Annotated in this window: 3 protein-coding genes; all 3 read right to left on the bottom strand. The window is 68.4% G+C overall.

Features of this window, described 5'->3' with window-relative positions:
* Positions 1–6 precede the first annotated feature (6 nt).
* The 3 genes from CNX70_RS15540 to CNX70_RS15530 all read right to left on the bottom strand — a co-directional run bounded on the left by CNX70_RS15540 (position 7) and on the right by CNX70_RS15530 (position 15,791).
* The gene (locus tag CNX70_RS15540) at positions 7–10,554 is read right to left on the bottom strand and encodes a LysM peptidoglycan-binding domain-containing protein (protein ID WP_208624424.1); all 10,548 of its coding nucleotides are present in this window, start codon (positions 10,552–10,554) and stop codon (positions 7–9) included.
* Between the two features lie 66 nt (positions 10,555–10,620).
* Positions 10,621–12,120: an endonuclease/exonuclease/phosphatase family protein gene (locus CNX70_RS15535; RefSeq protein ID WP_096235426.1), complete on the bottom strand. Its 1,500-nt coding sequence runs from the start codon at positions 12,118–12,120 to the stop codon at positions 10,621–10,623.
* Entirely contained in the window at positions 12,117–15,791 is a 3,675-nt protein-coding gene (locus tag CNX70_RS15530) for a hypothetical protein (RefSeq protein WP_096235425.1), read from the bottom strand. Before CNX70_RS15530 ends, CNX70_RS15535 begins: the two co-directional genes overlap by 4 nt.
* Positions 15,792–15,880 lie beyond the last annotated feature (89 nt).

Here is a 15,880-nt window from a genome sequence, read left to right as displayed (position 1 = left end):
GCCGCGTCAGGGCCGCACCACCCAGCGCACATCTTCGAGCGACAGCAGCAGTTGCTCTGGCGCACCGTCCGTAAAGAAGTTCAGGCGGAAATCCATGGCGGCGCCGCCACCCGTGGTCGGCTGCTGCGTGTCATACCATTGCTGCACCTGGGCCACCAGCGCCATGGGCGCGGCGGGAGGCTGGGCCGCATCGATGGGCGCGAGCACGGCCGGCAGCAGGCTGACCGGCAGCGAGGTGCGGGGAAAGCCCGCCACGGCCGGCATCACGCTGTAGGAATAGCTGCCATCCATGGCGATGCGCACGCTGCCCGAGGCGCCCGTGAAGAGGGCGTTGAAGAAGCCTCTCATGTAGGCCGCCACGTCGCTGCCGCCCACCGGTGCGACTTGCCGCAAATCATAGCCTTGCCAGCTCAGGCGCGGCAGGATGGGGTCGCTGAACTTGACGACCGGCGTCTGGTACAGGAAGGCGGGCATGGTCGACACCTGCGTCTGGCTGGGCGGGCACAGATAGCGGTTGCGCTGCACGTACAGCGCGGCCTGGGCGTTCTTGTACACCATCACGTTCAGCCCTGGCATGCGCACCTCGCGGCCGGTATTGGCCAGTGCGGCGGCAAACGACAGGTCGGGCGCGTCGGCGGCGATGGCCGCGTAGCGGTAGGCCAGCAGCGCATCGGGCGGCGTGGGCGTGGTCGGCGTGGCCCGGTACCGCTGCGCATCGATGTCGAGCACGGGCACGGGCACGCTGACGGCGCCGTTGCTCAGGGTCCCGGCCAGCGGGTCGTAGGTGGCGGGCGCGCCGCCAACGGTGACATTGAGCAGCGCATACCAGGCGTCGCCGCCATGGTCTTCCAGGCGCGCGTCGAATTCCACGGCCACGCTGGCTTCGCCTTGCGCCGCCGCCAGCCGCGCCGCGCCGAAATGCCCGCCATAGCTGGCTGCCACCTGGGTCACCAGTTGCTGGAAGGCGGTGGTGGCTAGTGTTGCCTTGGCGATACTATCGGCCGTATCCTGCTTGCCATCGAGGGGCGCGAGGAACGCGTCGAGGTCAGCCGAGATGAGCGGATAGTTGCTGACGAAGGCGGCCAGCGCCGTAAACAGGTCGGGACCGGCCGCTGCGGACAGTCTGGCCGCCTGCGGCGGCACGTTGAGCACGACGCTGACATGCACGGCATCCTGCGCCGCCTGGCGATAGGTATAGCTGAAGCTGTAATCCCACTGGGCCAGCTGGGCCGGTTGCAAGCTGTTGGCGGCCAGGCGCATGCGGCCGGCCTGCGGCGCGGCGGACGCGGTGGCGGTCTGCCGGTTGACGGTGGGCGGCACGGGCAGGGCGCGGTTCAGCACGGGGATATATTGCGTGCCATTGCCCAGCGCTACCTCGAACGGACCGGTGATGAACAGCAGCCACTGGCTTTGTGCGTAGTTTTCGATGCCGGGCACGAATTGCTGGTCGAATTCCATGTGCGTGATCTGATAGCGCAAGTCCAGCGGCACATAGGCCTGGCCTTCGACATTCTTCGAGATGAAGTTGAATGACAGCCGGCTCTGCTCTGGCGCGGCCGTGCCTTGTAGCGGCAGCCGGGTCGGGAACAAGGTGTAGTTCTGGTTGCCGTCGCCGGCCGCGCCGTCCGCAGTGCCGCCGGCTGTGCCCGCGCCGGCGGGCTGGCCGTACAGCGCGGGCGGCCCGGCCGCGTAGATGCCGTCCACGCCCGTGATCTGGTCTACGCCGTACACCACCACGGCGCCGGCGGCAAAGGCCGGTCCCAGGGTGGTCAGCAGCTGCTGTCGCATGGTGGCGGCCGCGCTGAAGCGCGTGGCTTCGTCCGCCGCGCTGCTGCTGAGCACGGGGCTGACCGTGGCGCTGATGGCGTCGGCCAGCGTCTGTTTCGCCTTGAGTACGAGGCCCAGCTGGCCGCTCTGCAGCGGATCGGCGATGCCGTTGAGGCGATCGAGGATGTAGGCGGGCGGCGCATAGGTGGCCGAGAGGAACTTGTCGATGGCGTCGAGACAGCTTTGCAGCCACAGGTTCAGGTCGACGCTATTGAGCGTCAGCGCATGCGGCGTATTGGTCGGATAGGCGTCGATGCTGACCATGCGGCTTTCCAGCGAATTGGCAACGGGCAGCGGCGCGTAGTAGCTGGCCTGCTGGCCCAGGCGGAAATGGATGCCCTGGCCGGGCGTGTCGCTGAAACGCACGGCGAACAACTGCTGCGTCTGCTGGCCTGCGCTGCCCACGCGCGTCAGCCCCGCGCCAGCGCGCATCGACCATTGCGGCGTCTTCAGGCACGCTTCGAGCGCCTTGGCAAACGTGGTGTAGCTGGAGGCGCCGCCATTCGTGTCGGCCTGCGGCAGCACGGCGCTGACCACGCTGGCGCCGTCCGGCAGGGCCGCCAGCACGGGGTCGAGCAGGATGGCCTGGCGCGTCAGCACCAGTGCCACGTCGAGCGCGATGCGGTTGGCGCTGGCCAGTTGCGCCAGCGGTACCGGCACCGACAGCGTGGCGGCGGGCGCCGTGGCGCTGCCGCCGCCGGCCAGCGCCTGCAAGTAGATGGCGCAGGCGGCGACGAAGTCGCGCACCTGCCGCGACTGGGCCTCGCCCAGCGGCTGCAGCGGCGTGGCCAGCAGGGAGTTGCTGAGGGAGATGCTCACCGCATTGCCACTCAGTCCGGGTACGCCCAGGCCCGTATAGTCCTGGTGCAGCTGAAAGTACAGGCGCTGGTAGGTGGGCAAGTCTTGCATCGCATCGGCTGGCGTGGCGTAGGCCAGGCCATCCATGCGCAAGGTCAGCAGCAGCGCGGGTGCGCCGCCCGCATCCGTGTCGTACAGGTAGCTGGCCTGGACTTTCGGCCAGGCGGACAGGCCCAGCAGGCGATCCGTGTAGCGCAGCGCGGCGGGGGCCTGGTCCAGCGCTCCCGTGTAACCGGCCGGCGGCGCCTCGAACGGCGTGACGGTGGTGTTGCCGAACAGGTCTTGCCAGCGCAGGGCCAGCGACGCATGACCGCCCACGCCCAGGTAGGGATTGTCGGCGGCGGGCGGCAGGCCGGCCGGCGGATTGGCCGGCGCCGCATTGAGCGTGGCGAACGGCCGTCCGTCGCTGTTGTTGCCCAGGTAGCCCAGCGCCTGGCGATAGTCGTAATCGGCCAGGGCCGCGGCCGCATAGCGCCGGCGGTGCGCTTCGCCATCGTCGCCATCGTTGCCGCCATCGCTGTCGTTCGCATGGTCCTGCGGTCCGAAGGGCAGGCTGTAGGGACTGGGCAGGAAATACGGGTTGTGGCCCAGGCCTGCCGACAGCGTGTTGTACAGCGCAGACAGGGTCGCTTGCGCATATTGCTGCTGTTGCTGCGGCGTGGGATCGGGCGGCAGCACGGGCACGCCGTCGTTGCTTCGCTTGAGCTGGAACGACAGGTTGCCCGGCGCCAAGGTCGCTTGCGCATCGAGGGCCAGGCTGTCGACGTCGAGCACGGCACCATCGGGGTACAGGCCCGCGGTGTCGGCCGCGCCCAGGGCCAAGGCGTCCACCGACAAGCCATAGTAGGCGGCCAGGGCGGTGAAGGTATTGCCGGGAGCGTCAGACGTGGCTGGCACGCGATAGACGAGCGGCGGAATGCGCATGGTCGCGCCCAGCGCCACCGTCACGCCGGGATTGTAGGCGGCGATCTGCGCCGCGCTCAGCGGGGTGGCGCCGGCCGAGTAATACGCGGCCAGCTGCTCCAGCGCTTGCGCGGGCGCGGCCATGTCTTGCTGGTTCAGCTGGTGCAGGATGCCGGTCACGGGCACGCTGGCGCCGGCGCGCAGCGGCCGCACGGCGTTTTGCCGCGCCAGCTGTCCCACGCCCATGCCATACGTGGCGGCCAGGGCGGTCAGGGTGCTCGTGGCGGCGTGGGCCAAAGGCTGGGTCTTGGCCGGCTTGCTCAGCGATTCGAACACCAGCACGTCCTGCTGCGGATCGATCGCCTGCGTAGTCAGCAGGGCGTTGACGAAGTTCGGCACGGTGTCGGCGGCGCCCGCCGCCGGGCGCGCCAGCGGAACCACCAGCGTCAGCGTGGCCGTGCCCGTGGCGTCGAAGACGGATGGGGGCAGGCCGGCGCCCGACACCATGTCCTCGAAATACAGATAGTAGCCGCCGCCGCGCACCACCGATTGCTCCCACAGCAGCTTGATGAATTGCGAGGGACTGTTGGCTATGCCGCGCGGCAAGGCCGTCCCCGCCGCGTCCAGCAGCATGCGGCTGGCCGGTGGATGGCTTTCCGTGGACAGATTGGTTTGCGTCAGGAAGCACAGGTAATCGGCATCGGCCTGGCCCGTCAGCGCCACCTGGTCGCTGCCGCCTTCGCTATACAGCAGGAACAGGCCGGCCACCAGGGTTTCGCCCACGGCGGCCATGCCGCTCAGCAGGTATTGCAGGCGCTGGGCATCGGCGGCCGACGGTCCCACCAGCTCGTAGACGTGGGCCAGGGTGGCGGCGCTGGCCAGCGCGGTGCCGCTGGCGTCGTTGGTGGCCACGGTGGCGGCCGGCATGCGCGTGATCTGGAAGTCCACGCGCGTGGCGTAGGCATAGCCGCTCAAGTCCTGGAACACCGTGCTGCTGCTGTTGGGCGGCGTGTTGCCGATGCGGGGACGATAGGCGGGCATCAGGGCCAGCATGTCCGCGTACTGCGCCTGTGTGTACAGCGCCTGCAGCGTATCCTGGCGCTGGGTGATGCTGGCCAGCATGGCGTCGGGCAATTGCCACAGATACGGCGCGGGCGTGGCCTGGCTGGCGGCGCGCGCCGCTGAAGCGGCGCCGGACGTCACGCCCATCAGGCGCGCCAGGTCGGCGGTGATCCAGGCGGCGTAGCCTGCCGCAGGGAACTGCCGCGGCTGCAAGGAAGCCAGCGGCAGGATATGCAGCGCAGGCGACGGCACGAAGCTGCCCGCCTGCGCATACGCCAGCACGCCCGACAGCAAGCCGTAGGCGGCGTCCAGATCGATGGGCAGGCTGGTGCCGGGCGCGCCGGCGAAGGTGATGAAATCGAGGGCGACGCCATGCGAAATGGCATTGCGTCCCAGGCCGATGCGGTAGCCGCCGGCGGCGCTGGCGGGCGTGGGGAATTGCTGCCCCGTCAGCTGGTACAGCGCGTAGTCGGTCTGTGTCTTGCTATACAGGAAGGATGGCGACAGGCTCAGGCCCGCCGCCACCGGCAGGCGCAAGCCATAGGTGATGAAGCGCGCGACCTGGCCGGCCGCCTGGGCCACGGCGCCGCTGGCCTGCACGCCGCACCACAGCTGCTCCAGCGGCAAGGCATCGAGGCGGGCGATGGCCAGCCGGCCCGGGGCCGCGGCGAACAGATCGGCGACGCCGGCATTGTCGCGCCCCAGCGCGGCGGCCGTGGTGGCGAAGTGGCTGGCGATGCTGGCCAGTGTATCGCCGGCAACCGATGCATAGGCCAGCGGCGGCACGGCGAGGAGGGCCGTCGGCAACAGCAGGTCGGCGCGCGCATACAGCGATGCCTGCTGCGCCAGGGCGGCCAGCGGCACGCCCAGCGCGGCGGCGATGGCGCCGAAGCTGTCACCGGGAGCGGTGACGTGGCTGACGGCGCCGGCGCCGAAGTCGAAGACCAGCATCACGCCCGTGCGCAGCGCGCGCGGCGCCGCATTCGCGCCGATCAGCTGGGCCGCAGTGGTTTGCCAGCGCCCGCCAGCGCCGGCCGGATCCGTGTAGCGGGCGGCGATGGCCGCCAGCGTATCGCCGGCCTGGATCACGGCGGACAGGCCGCCGACCTGTAGCGGCAGCGCGCCGTTCAGTCCATACGTGGCATTCGGCAGCGACACGTCGTCCGCGTCGATGGCGTTACCGGCCCGGTTGAAGGCGGCGACGATGCTGGCGATGCTGTCGCCTGGCTGCAGCGCATAGCTGTAATTGTCGAAGGCATCGATGGCCGATTGCAGCAGCGCGCGGCCGATCAGGCTGAAGACGTCGACGAAGATGAAGGCCGCCATCGATTCGGCGCCAGCGTCGTCCTGCGCCAGCAGCGCGGGCCTGGCGGGCGCCTTGCCCACCTTGGCGGCCACCTGGCGCAGCACGCCGGCCACCGTGCTGCGGTACTGTTCCGTCGCCGTCGCGTAGGTCTCGAGGTCGATCGCTTGCGTGCCGGCGCCGCCTTGCGGGTCGGGCACGTCCAGCCGCAGTCCGTCGAACAGCGGGAATAGCGTGGCGCCGTCCATACTGGCGCCCGGCGCGCTGATGTTCACGATGAAGCTGTCGGCAAGGAATTGCAGCAGGTCGCCCATGCCGAATGGTTGCATGGCGGGGTCGGCCAGCACCTGGATGCCCGCCACCAGCTGCGTCAAAGTGACGCTGGCGGTCGCGGCGGCGGCCAGGTCCAGCGCCGCGCCGTCGGCCCGCGTCGCCGGCTGCAAGGCGTCGAGCAGCCACGGGAAATACGCCTTGCACAGCAGGTCGAACGAGGTCGTGCCTGTCCCCGCGCCGCCGGCGGCCGGGTCAGGCGCATCCATGGCGAACAGGCAGACGAACGCGCCTTGCTGCGCGCTGCTGGCGATGGCGCCCTGCGGCGCCAGCACCGTGAATTGTGGCGCCGTCACCAGTTGCAGCAGCGGCTTGGTATCGCTGCGCAGCACGCGGCGCGGCTGGCGGCGCGGCCCGGCGTGCAGCATGGCGGCCTGCAGTTCCATCGGCAAGGTGCGCGCGCGGCCGCGCGCCAGGCTGTCCAGGCGCAGCGCGCCGCCGCCATCCCACGGCGCGCGGCTGTCGCTGCCGATGCGGAATTGCGCGCTGACGGTGGCGGAAAAGCCCACGGAAATGGTGAAGCTGAAGATGCCCAGGTCGATCTTGACGCGCAGGCTGATGCGCACCGAGGCCGTCACGGACAGGGGGATGGCGCGGTAGGATTCGTAGCCGATCTGTACCGACACGGTGATATTGACGAGCAGCGAAGCGCTGATGATCTTCAAGTCCACTTCGCCGTACAGCATGCCGATCACGCCGAACGTGCCCGTCAGCTTGAAGTAGCTGCTTTCCTGTACGCTGCCGGACGCGCCGGCGTTGGCCAGCGCGACGGCGTTGCTGCGGTCGTACGGATGGTAGGTGGCGATCACGCCTTCGATGATGCCGAACACGGTCAGCGCGAAGCCGGCTTTCAGCGGCCCCTTGACGAAGTTGTAGCCCAGGCCCAGCTGCAGGCCCAGGCCGAAAACGATGACGGGATTGAAATACCCGAGATCGGTTTTCGGCACCTGTGTCGCCGTCGCGCTCGACAGCTTGCCGAAATACACGCCGCCCGAGCCCATCACTGGCACGCCGTAGACGATGGCGCTAAAGCTGAACGAGCGCGTAAAGTCCATATTGTAGGGAAAACCGATGTCGATCAGGAAATCGCCATTCGTGTAGATCTTGATGCCTATCATCGGCAGCACCACGCTGACGGCGCCGAAGTTCAGGTTGCGTATGCTGTCGGGGAAGGTGAAGTCGATCTGGAACAGGCCCACGTCGTCGCTGATCTTCTTGTACAGGATATCGACCACCAGGCCGGCCAGGCCGCCCATCTTGGGGCTGCCCAGGGTCAGGCGCAAGCCGTACAGGTTGGGATCGTTGAAGACGATCTGTACGTCGATGGCCCACACGCCGGCTGTCTGCAGCACGCCGAAATGCGCGGCGATCAGCCAGTTGCTGTCCGGCTGGTAATACGGCTGGCCCTGCACGCCGCTGCCCGGGTTGACGGGATTGTTCTTGCCCGTGGTGGGCGGCACGCCGGCCAGCGCGTCGATGACGGCCTTGGTCGAGCTGAAGTCGGACGCGCCGTTGATGGCCACGCGCTGGCCCAGCATCAGCAGGAAGACCTTGAAATAGCTGGAACCGGCGCCCGGCACGCTGGGCATCTCTTCCACGTCCTGTCCCTTGTCCGGGTCCAGCAAGTCGCCCATGCTGCCTTTAAGCAATGGAGGCACGCTGGCGTCCAGCGCCAGGGTCACCTTGCCATCCGTATTGCGCTTGAAGACGATGCTGCGGATGACGATGAATCCGAGGTTGAGGGGGGAACTCAGCGTGTAGGTGGCGCTGAGGCGGTTCTTTTCGCCGGTTTTCAGCGACACGTTGATGGACAGGCCGTCCAGCGTGACCTGGTTCAGCAAGTCCCACGGCGACGGCAGCACGAAATACGGATCGCCCAGCGTGCGCACGAGCGCCTGGATCAGGCTGCCCAGAGACCAGCCCGCCAGGGTGAAGCTGAGCATTTCGTTGCCGCTGGTATAGGTTGCCGTGAAACCTTCCCAGCTCACGTACAGCGTGTGGTTCGGTCCCTTGTCCGTCGGCTGGAACGCATAGCCGAAGCCCAGTTTCAGATTGATGGCGGTATAGATCCATACGGCATCGGCCTTGCCCGAGAATTGCTGCGCGGCCGGCTTGGCGCCGTCATACTGCACCGAGAGCGTGGCTTTCTCCAAGCCGATCTGTTGCTGGCCAAGCATGAACAGCCAGGTAAAGGTGGTGTCGACCGTGTAGCTGGTGGCCAGGTCCGTGCTGGGCTTGCCGCTGGGAATGACCGCTTCGATGGCGAACGCGGAAATCTTCAGGTTGCCCGGCAAGAAGAGGGGGAAATCATAGATGCCGCCGGCGGCAAAGAATTGCTTGATCATCTCGCCCACGTCGAGTTCTTGCGCGAGGGAGGCGGAGAGGGTCCAGCGGGGCGGCGTTTCCTGGCTGCTGTAGGCCACGCTGACGGCCGCCTGCAGGCTGGCGCCCACGCCCAGCAAGCCGGAAATGGAACCGGCCCAGGCCGTGCCGGCGCCCGCGTTGCCGGCCTCGACAAGGGCCAGCGCGTCTTCCTGCTTGTCCGCGGCCACCGTGGCGCTGATGCCCGACAGGCTGATCTGGCCGTCCGAAATGCTCAGGATGGGCGCGCCGCCCACCGTCAGGAAGGACAGGCTGATGGCGTAGTCGCTGGAAAACGCGAAGGACTGGGCCGCGCCGTCTATGCTCAGCACGATATTCGACACCTCGGCCTGGATGCTGTCGGGAAGGCTGACGAGGCCGTTCGAGACAACGGACAGGAAGTCCGACAGCGTGGCCTTGCCGGGAAAGCTGGCCTGGAACAGCTGCGCCGAGTTGAACTGCACGTCGAATTCGCCGCCCGGCGTGCCGTCGAGGTTGCGAAATACCGTGGGCAACAGGGTGAAGGTGGTGCCAAACAGGTATTCATAGCGCGACTTTCCGCTGGCCTTGCTCGCCAGCGGCTGGTAAGCCGTCCAGTCGAGGAAGAACGAGGTGACGGTAAAGCTCAGCGCGGGCGTGGGCGCCGGGATAGGCTGCCAGCTCAGACCGCGCACGGTGCGCAGCTGCAGCGTGACCTGGTCCACCGTGGGCGGCGCCTTGGGCGGGATGCTGCCGCTGATGGTCATGCCGCCGAGGCCGAACGACGTCAGGAACTCCTGCAGCACGGCCGGGGTGGCGCGGAAATAGCTGGCGCCCCCGCCGATCAGGCTGATGGCGGCGCCGGGACTGAGGGGCGGCCCGTCGCTGCCCGCTTCCAGGCTGACCGCGTAGTTGCCGTCGCCGTCGGCGTTCGATGGCTGCAGCAGCAGCGACAGCGTGTAGTCGGTGGCGCCTGCGCCTTCCACGCTGAGCGTGGCCGTCAGGGCCAGCGTGGCGGTCTGGTCGCCGTCGGCCGCTTCCTCGTCGGCCGGTTCGCCGTCGCCGCGCAGCAGCAGCTGCATGCCGCCGTCAAGCAGCAGGGCGTCGGGCGGCGGCGCATCGACGGGCGGCGGGATGGTCACGGTCAGGCTGGGCGCAGCGACGCGCAGGTAGCCGGCGAAAGTGCAGTCGAGCTCGCTGAGCGTGGCCGACAGCACGCCGCTGGGCATCAGGCCGCCCAGTTCGAACGTCTTGCCGTCGTACAGCGCCATGTCCAGGTAGCCGCCGATCTGCAGCTTGCCCGGCGGCGCCGCCAGGTCGGAAAACAGTTCCAGAAATGGCGTCACGAAGGCGGGCAGGGCCACACTGGCGCTGAGGTTCTGCTTGGCGCCGCCCGTGACGGACAGCCCGTCGTCGCCACCCCATGGATAGACGCCGTCGGCGCTGGAAAACACCAGCAGCGCGTCCGCCAGCGGCAACTCGCTGAATGGCCATCCGCCCATGAAGGGAAAGCTGCTATCCCAGTTCCAGTCGGCGGGACTGGCGGCCACCTGCACCACCAGCACGGCCGCGTCATCCCCGTCGTCGTCCCCGTTGTCGCCCGGCGTGCGCGCGGCGGCCGGCTGCGTGGAAAACACCAGCGTGGCCGGGGTGTGCAGCAGGCCGCCGATGAAGGGCAGGCTCGCCTTGCTGACCGTAAAGACGCCGTCGCTCACGGCGCCCACATCGGCTGCGGCGCAGCTGATCAGGAACTGCGCCGCGTCGATCTGGAATGCCTGACCGATGATGGCGTCGAATTTTTCGGGCGGCGCGACGTCCGGGTCGGCCAGGCCCGCTTCCAGGAAGGCGGCATCGAGGGCGAACGGGCCGCTTCTGGCGGCGTCGACGATGGCTTGCTGCAGGTTTTCCAGCGCGGTATCGGTGGTGGCCATACGAACTTGCTCCTTGAATCAGTCATGATGTCCAGGGCGGACGCTTGCACCCGCCCGACGCTCTGTCTACAGCACGGCAAACAGCGCCAGGTGGTCGCTGGTGCTGCGCAGATAGCCGTAATTGGCCCAGCCGTTCAGCGTGCGCGCCTGGCCTACGGCATACACGGCCGCCGGCGATTGCGGCCAGGCCATGCCGGCAGGCAAGTTCGTAAATTGCGCGGGCAGCGGGCGCGTGCCGATGGGCACGTCCGGGGGCATGGCGCCCGCCGCCGTGAACGGCGTGCCCGACACGGGATTCATCACCGTGAACTGGTAGTTATTCGCCAGCACCAGCGGGTTGACGAGCATATTGTCGATCGAGAAAAAGTTGCTCACCATATCGCTGCCGATATAGTTATAGCCCGGATACGGCGCCGCCAGCAGCGCGCCGCCGGCCGTATTGTCGGACCACAGGAAGCGCGATTGCTGCGTCAACTGCTGCTTGGTGCGCTTGGGGCGGATATGCGTGGCCAGGTAGCCCTGATACGCGTCGAGCGTCAGGTTCGGTGCCACCGGCATGGCAGGCGGCGGGTTCAGCAGCGGCACGTAGTTGATCGTGCGCAACTGGTCGTAGGCCGTGGTTCGCCCGCCCGCCCCGGGCGGCTGAGCGTAGATGGCGTTCAGGTTGAAGTCGCCGCAGATCAGCTTGATTTCATTGTGCGGCGCGCCGGCAGGCGCCGCCGCCACGTCGAGCACGCCGCGCAGCAGAATATTGATGAAATTGGTGGCGCCGCCGTGGTTGGGCGGCGCATGCACGGCAAACAGGGTCAGGTTGCGCGTGATGACGTTGGCCTGGTTGGTTTCCACGAAACTGACCATGAAGGGCTGGCGCAAGCCGTTGAAATTGACCAGACCGCCAACGACGGGCGGCACGGCTGGCGCCGGCGCGGGCGCGAAGGCGATGCGCGCCGCCGCCATGCCCTCTGCCAGGCCGCCGTTGTACTGCGCGCCGGCCGGGATGGTGCGCGCCGGCTGCCCTTGCGGGTTGAGCAAATCCTGAATATTGGGCGCGCCGGCGCCCCCGGCGGGGTAGGCGGCGGGCACGGCGCCGGCCGCCACAGCCGACACGCCGCCGCCCGTCCACACGTTCGGCCCCGTGAAATAGCGCCGTACTTCCGTGGGCGTGCCAGCCGTGCCCGATATGCCGCGGTACAGCACGGCGACCGATTCCGTGCGCCCGCCCGTGCCCACTTTCAGCGGCGGCACCATGCGCCAGGCATCGCGGTTGGGGTCGGTGGGGTCGTTGCGCAGCTGTTGCAGCAGGAAGATCGCGCCCTGCAGGCCGCCCGTGTCGGGCGCCAGGTCGCCGGCGCCGGTCGCGCTGGCCGACACCTCGATCAGGACGAAAATATCGGGCTGCGTTGCACGCAGGATGGTCAGGATATGGTTGCGGCGCTGCAGTGCGGCCACGGCCGGCAGGTTGCCGCCGCAGCGGCCGCCTTCGCCATAGCGGGGCCGCTTGCGGCTGGGATTGTTGACCTTGTTGATGCCGAAGTTCTCGATATTCCAGTACACGACGTTGGTCATGCTGCGCTCCCCAATGAAATGGCAGGCAATGGCAGCACGGCCTGCTCCTGCTTCGGCTCCTGCCGGGCGGCCGCATCGGCGATGTACGCGGCATACCAGCCCAGGCTGCCCGTATTCTTCGGGTCGCCAAACAGGAAGAACTGGATGTTCGCGTCGGGCGGCAGCTTGGCAATGCCGAGGAACTTGATGGCGATATTGTCGAGCCGCAGGCAATAATAGTAGGAGTCGCCGTCGGGCACTTTTTGCCGCATCAGCCCGATATTGTCGATGGCCAGCTTGAAGATGCCTTGCAGGCTGATCAGCCTGGCGCCGGGCGCCGCGCCGGGCAGCGAGAGACCGACGAAGACGGCTTGCTCGTCGTCGCCGGCGGTGCTGGCGGGCGACCAGGCCAGCAGCAGGGTCGAATGGAAGCCGGCGGCCGAGACGAGCGCGCCCGGCCCGCCCATGGTGACGTCGTACACGACGCCGTGCCAGGGTCCGTCGAGCGTGCCCAGGTTCAGCGCCGTGCTGACGGGCAGGAAGCCGAAATCGGCCGGCTTTTGCCCGTCGGCGGCGGCGATAAAGCCCGCCAGTTCCAGGCCGAAGCCCTTGAACAGGCTGTCCGGCCTGGCCTGGCTAGCGTCGAGGTCGTAGGCCAGGTTGGCCGTCACCTCGTCGAAGCGCACGGCCGACGGCGTCGTCTGCGGATAGCGCATGTCGATCACCAGGTTGGAGAAGGCCAGGCCTGCGCCGTCCGGCGGCAGGTCCGGCGCCAGCGCGCCGAACGACAGCAGGTCCAGCACCGCGCCCGTGCGGTCGTCCAGGCTGGCGAAGTCCAGCGTGCCCCACACGGAAAAACGGTTCAGCACGGTCGCGCCCGCGTCGATGGTGCCCAGGCAGTTGAACTGGATGCGCTGGAAAGCCACGTGGCGCAGCAGGTTGCTGTCGAGGCTGAATATCGATGGCGTGGCTTGCTCGAAGATGTAGATGCCGGTGCCATTCTGGTCGATATAGCTGCCGTCGAGTACCACGCCGTTGTTCGGCATCGCATTGCCGCCGAAGGTGGTGGCCGTCACGCGCGAGCCGAGCAGGCCGTTGACGGCCAGCTGCACGTAGCTCTTGAAGGTCTTGATGACGGCATTGTCGAACAGCACCTGCAATTGCAGCACGCGGAACGCATAGTTGTCGGTGTCGGGCAGGGCGATGGGTGTATCGGGCGGCAAGCCGTTGCGCTGGCCTGCGGCGAAGGCCGGGTCCTGGTAGTCGACCAGGCCGAAGGTGCTGGAATTGCCGTCGAGGGTGATGCTGCCGTCGCCATGCACCGTCACGCGGCTGGCCGTGAAGCCGAAATGGTGGGCGACGAAGCGCGTCAGGTCGAGGCCGGCCGCGATGCCCTGCAGGCCAGCCGGCAGACTGGACGGATCCAGGTCCGCCTGCAGCACCAGCACGCCCGTCCAGGCGGGATCGCTGACCAGTTCCAGGAAATGCCGGTACGGCGATTCGGGCTTGTCCGCCGCTAGCACCTCGGCCGCTTCGATGACATCCTGCAACCACTGTGACAGCCCCGTGTAGGCGATGCCCTGGACGCCGGGGCCGGCGTCGGCGGCCAGCGAAAAATCGGGCGCGCCCGACCAGGCGTTCGGATTGGCGACGCGTTCCCTGACACTGCCGCTGCAATACTTGAGCAGCATCACGTTGCGGTAGGACGTCGGCGTCACGCCCAGGCCCACCTGCGCTTGCATGGTCCAGCCCGCGATGCCCACGGTGCTGTCGAAACGCGCGCCGCCGTCCGACAGGTGGGCCGCGTTGACGGCCACCAGGAACAGCTGGTTGGTCTGCAAGGCATCCTGCAAGGTAGCGTCCGGGAAGCGGAAGCCGAACGGCAAGACCTGGCTGCCGTCGCCCAGGGTCTGGCCCAGGGTCACCGACAGGAAGGCGTCCTGGTCCTGCTCCTGGCTCGACACGGTGGCGACAGCTCCCTGCGGCGTGGTGCGGTAGTGCGGCGCTTCCGCCACCGCCTCGCCGGCGGCCAGCCCGCGCACGCGGTGGCTGGCCGCCGCGCGCGCCTGCCAGGTGGCGCCGGCGCCGCTGGAAATGACGGCCTTGCGCGTGGCGGCCACGATGCTGCTTTCAAAGCTCGACAGCAGGGCGGCGCTGATCTGCAGCGGGCCACCACTGACGGCGCCGCCATACGGCAGCAGGGGAAAGGCATGCGCGGCGCCCTGCGGCATGGGCAGCGCGGGCGGGGTCGAGGCGAGCACGGTATCGGCGGCCACGGCGTGCAGCAAAGCGGCCGACCGGGCGGCAGGCGGCAGGCCGTACATGGGGCTGCCCGCCGGCTCCGCATGGTATTGCGGCATGGCCGCGCCGCCCTTGAGCACGCTGGCCCAGGAACTGAGGTAAACGGCCGTCAGCGGCGTGGCCACGTTACCAGAATCGGGCAAATCCAGCGTCGCGGCCTGGAACGGGAAGACGGACGCGTAGGCGGGCGAGGCGGGCACGAACAGCAGGCTGTCATTCTCCGGCGCGGCGCCATCATACGTTGTCATGCTCAGCTGTTCCGAGCCGAAGATGCCGCATAACAAGTTTGTCTGCGTCCCGGCAGCCTGGCCGCTGGCGCTCAGGCCGAAGCGTCCGGCCGGCGTCAGCAGGGCCTTGCTGGTAGCGGGCTGAGAGGGTGACTGCGCGGCGCAGCCAAACGCCAGGGCGCCCGACTGCAGGCCGACCACGGGCGGCTGCCCGCTGGTGGCGCCCAGCGGCAGCAAGGCCGTCGCATGGCCCAGCGCCGTGCGGTAGGTGGACGGCAAGGCTGGCTGGCCAGCCGGCAGCAAGCCGCAGCGCAATACGCCTTCCAGCCTGGCCTTGGCGGACAGCTTCTGATTGTAGGGATCGAGCGGGTCGACCGTGCCGACCCAGGCCAGGTTGGCCGGCAGCGCGGCGGGCGCGCTCAGCGCCGGGTAGAACAGCTGCTGCAGCTGGCCGCTGGCCGTGTCGCGCGCGCTCAGGGGGAAGCCGACGGCCAGGCCGCCGGGGCCGAAGGTGACGGCAGGGTTGACGCTGGCCGTAAATGTCAGGCAGCCCGCATTCGGGCCCGCCAGCGGCACGAACGTGCGAATCGTGTTGCCGCTGCCCGTGACGCGTATGCCGATATCGCTGGCGTTGCGCTGAAAGGCCAGCGCCGGCGGCGTAGCCAGCGGCGCGGCCAGCCGCAGACTGCCGCTGGCGGCGTCGATGGACAGGCCGACGCCGGACAGCACGTTGAACAGCAGGTCCTGTCCCAGCCGGAAATTGACATTGCTGCTGGTGGCAAAGCCCTTGGTCAGCGGGTTATAGCTGTAGCTGCAGCCGTAGTTTTTGAAGGAATCGGCCGGCACTGCATCGGCGTCGCGCAGCCACAGCAGCGCGTTCAGGTTCAGTCCCGGCGCCGGCGACTGCTGGTCGATATACGCGGCGAGGGCGGCGATGAAGGGGCCGGGCGCCGCGTCCAGCGCCGCCGGACGGGCGCTGGCAAACACGTAGCCGCCCATGCGCTGCGGCGACAGGCTGTCGGCATAGCTGATGTTGTCCGGCGGCGTGGCCGGCGGCACGACGGGCGGCAGCAGGTAGCCGGCCCAGGCATGGTCCGCCTGCTGCGGCGATTCATATAGGCTGACCTTGCTGGCGGGATCGGTGGCGACGAAGCTGAAACCCATGACTACCTCCACTCAAGACGCGACTCGGGCTGCGATGCGGCGGCATGGCGGCCGCGCGGCATCGCAATCGTTTACAACGGGTGGGCCCG

It is taken from the genome of Janthinobacterium svalbardense (genome assembly GCF_002327145.1).
GTDB classification, from domain to species: domain Bacteria; phylum Pseudomonadota; class Gammaproteobacteria; order Burkholderiales; family Burkholderiaceae_D; genus Janthinobacterium; species Janthinobacterium tructae.
The sequence above is the reverse complement of the archived record's forward strand: the minus strand, read 5'-3'. Positions and strand labels throughout refer to the sequence as shown.

Bases quoted from the DNA above. Each gene is read 5' to 3' on its own strand.
- CNX70_RS15540 (WP_208624424.1), bottom strand. From the start codon at position 10,554: ATGGCCACCACCGATACCGCGCTGGAAAACCTGCAGCAAGCCATCGTC.
- CNX70_RS15535 (WP_096235426.1), bottom strand. From the start codon at position 12,120: ATGACCAACGTCGTGTACTGGAATATCGAGAACTTCGGCATCAACAAG.
- CNX70_RS15530 (WP_096235425.1), bottom strand. From the start codon at position 15,791: ATGGGTTTCAGCTTCGTCGCCACCGATCCCGCCAGCAAGGTCAGCCTA.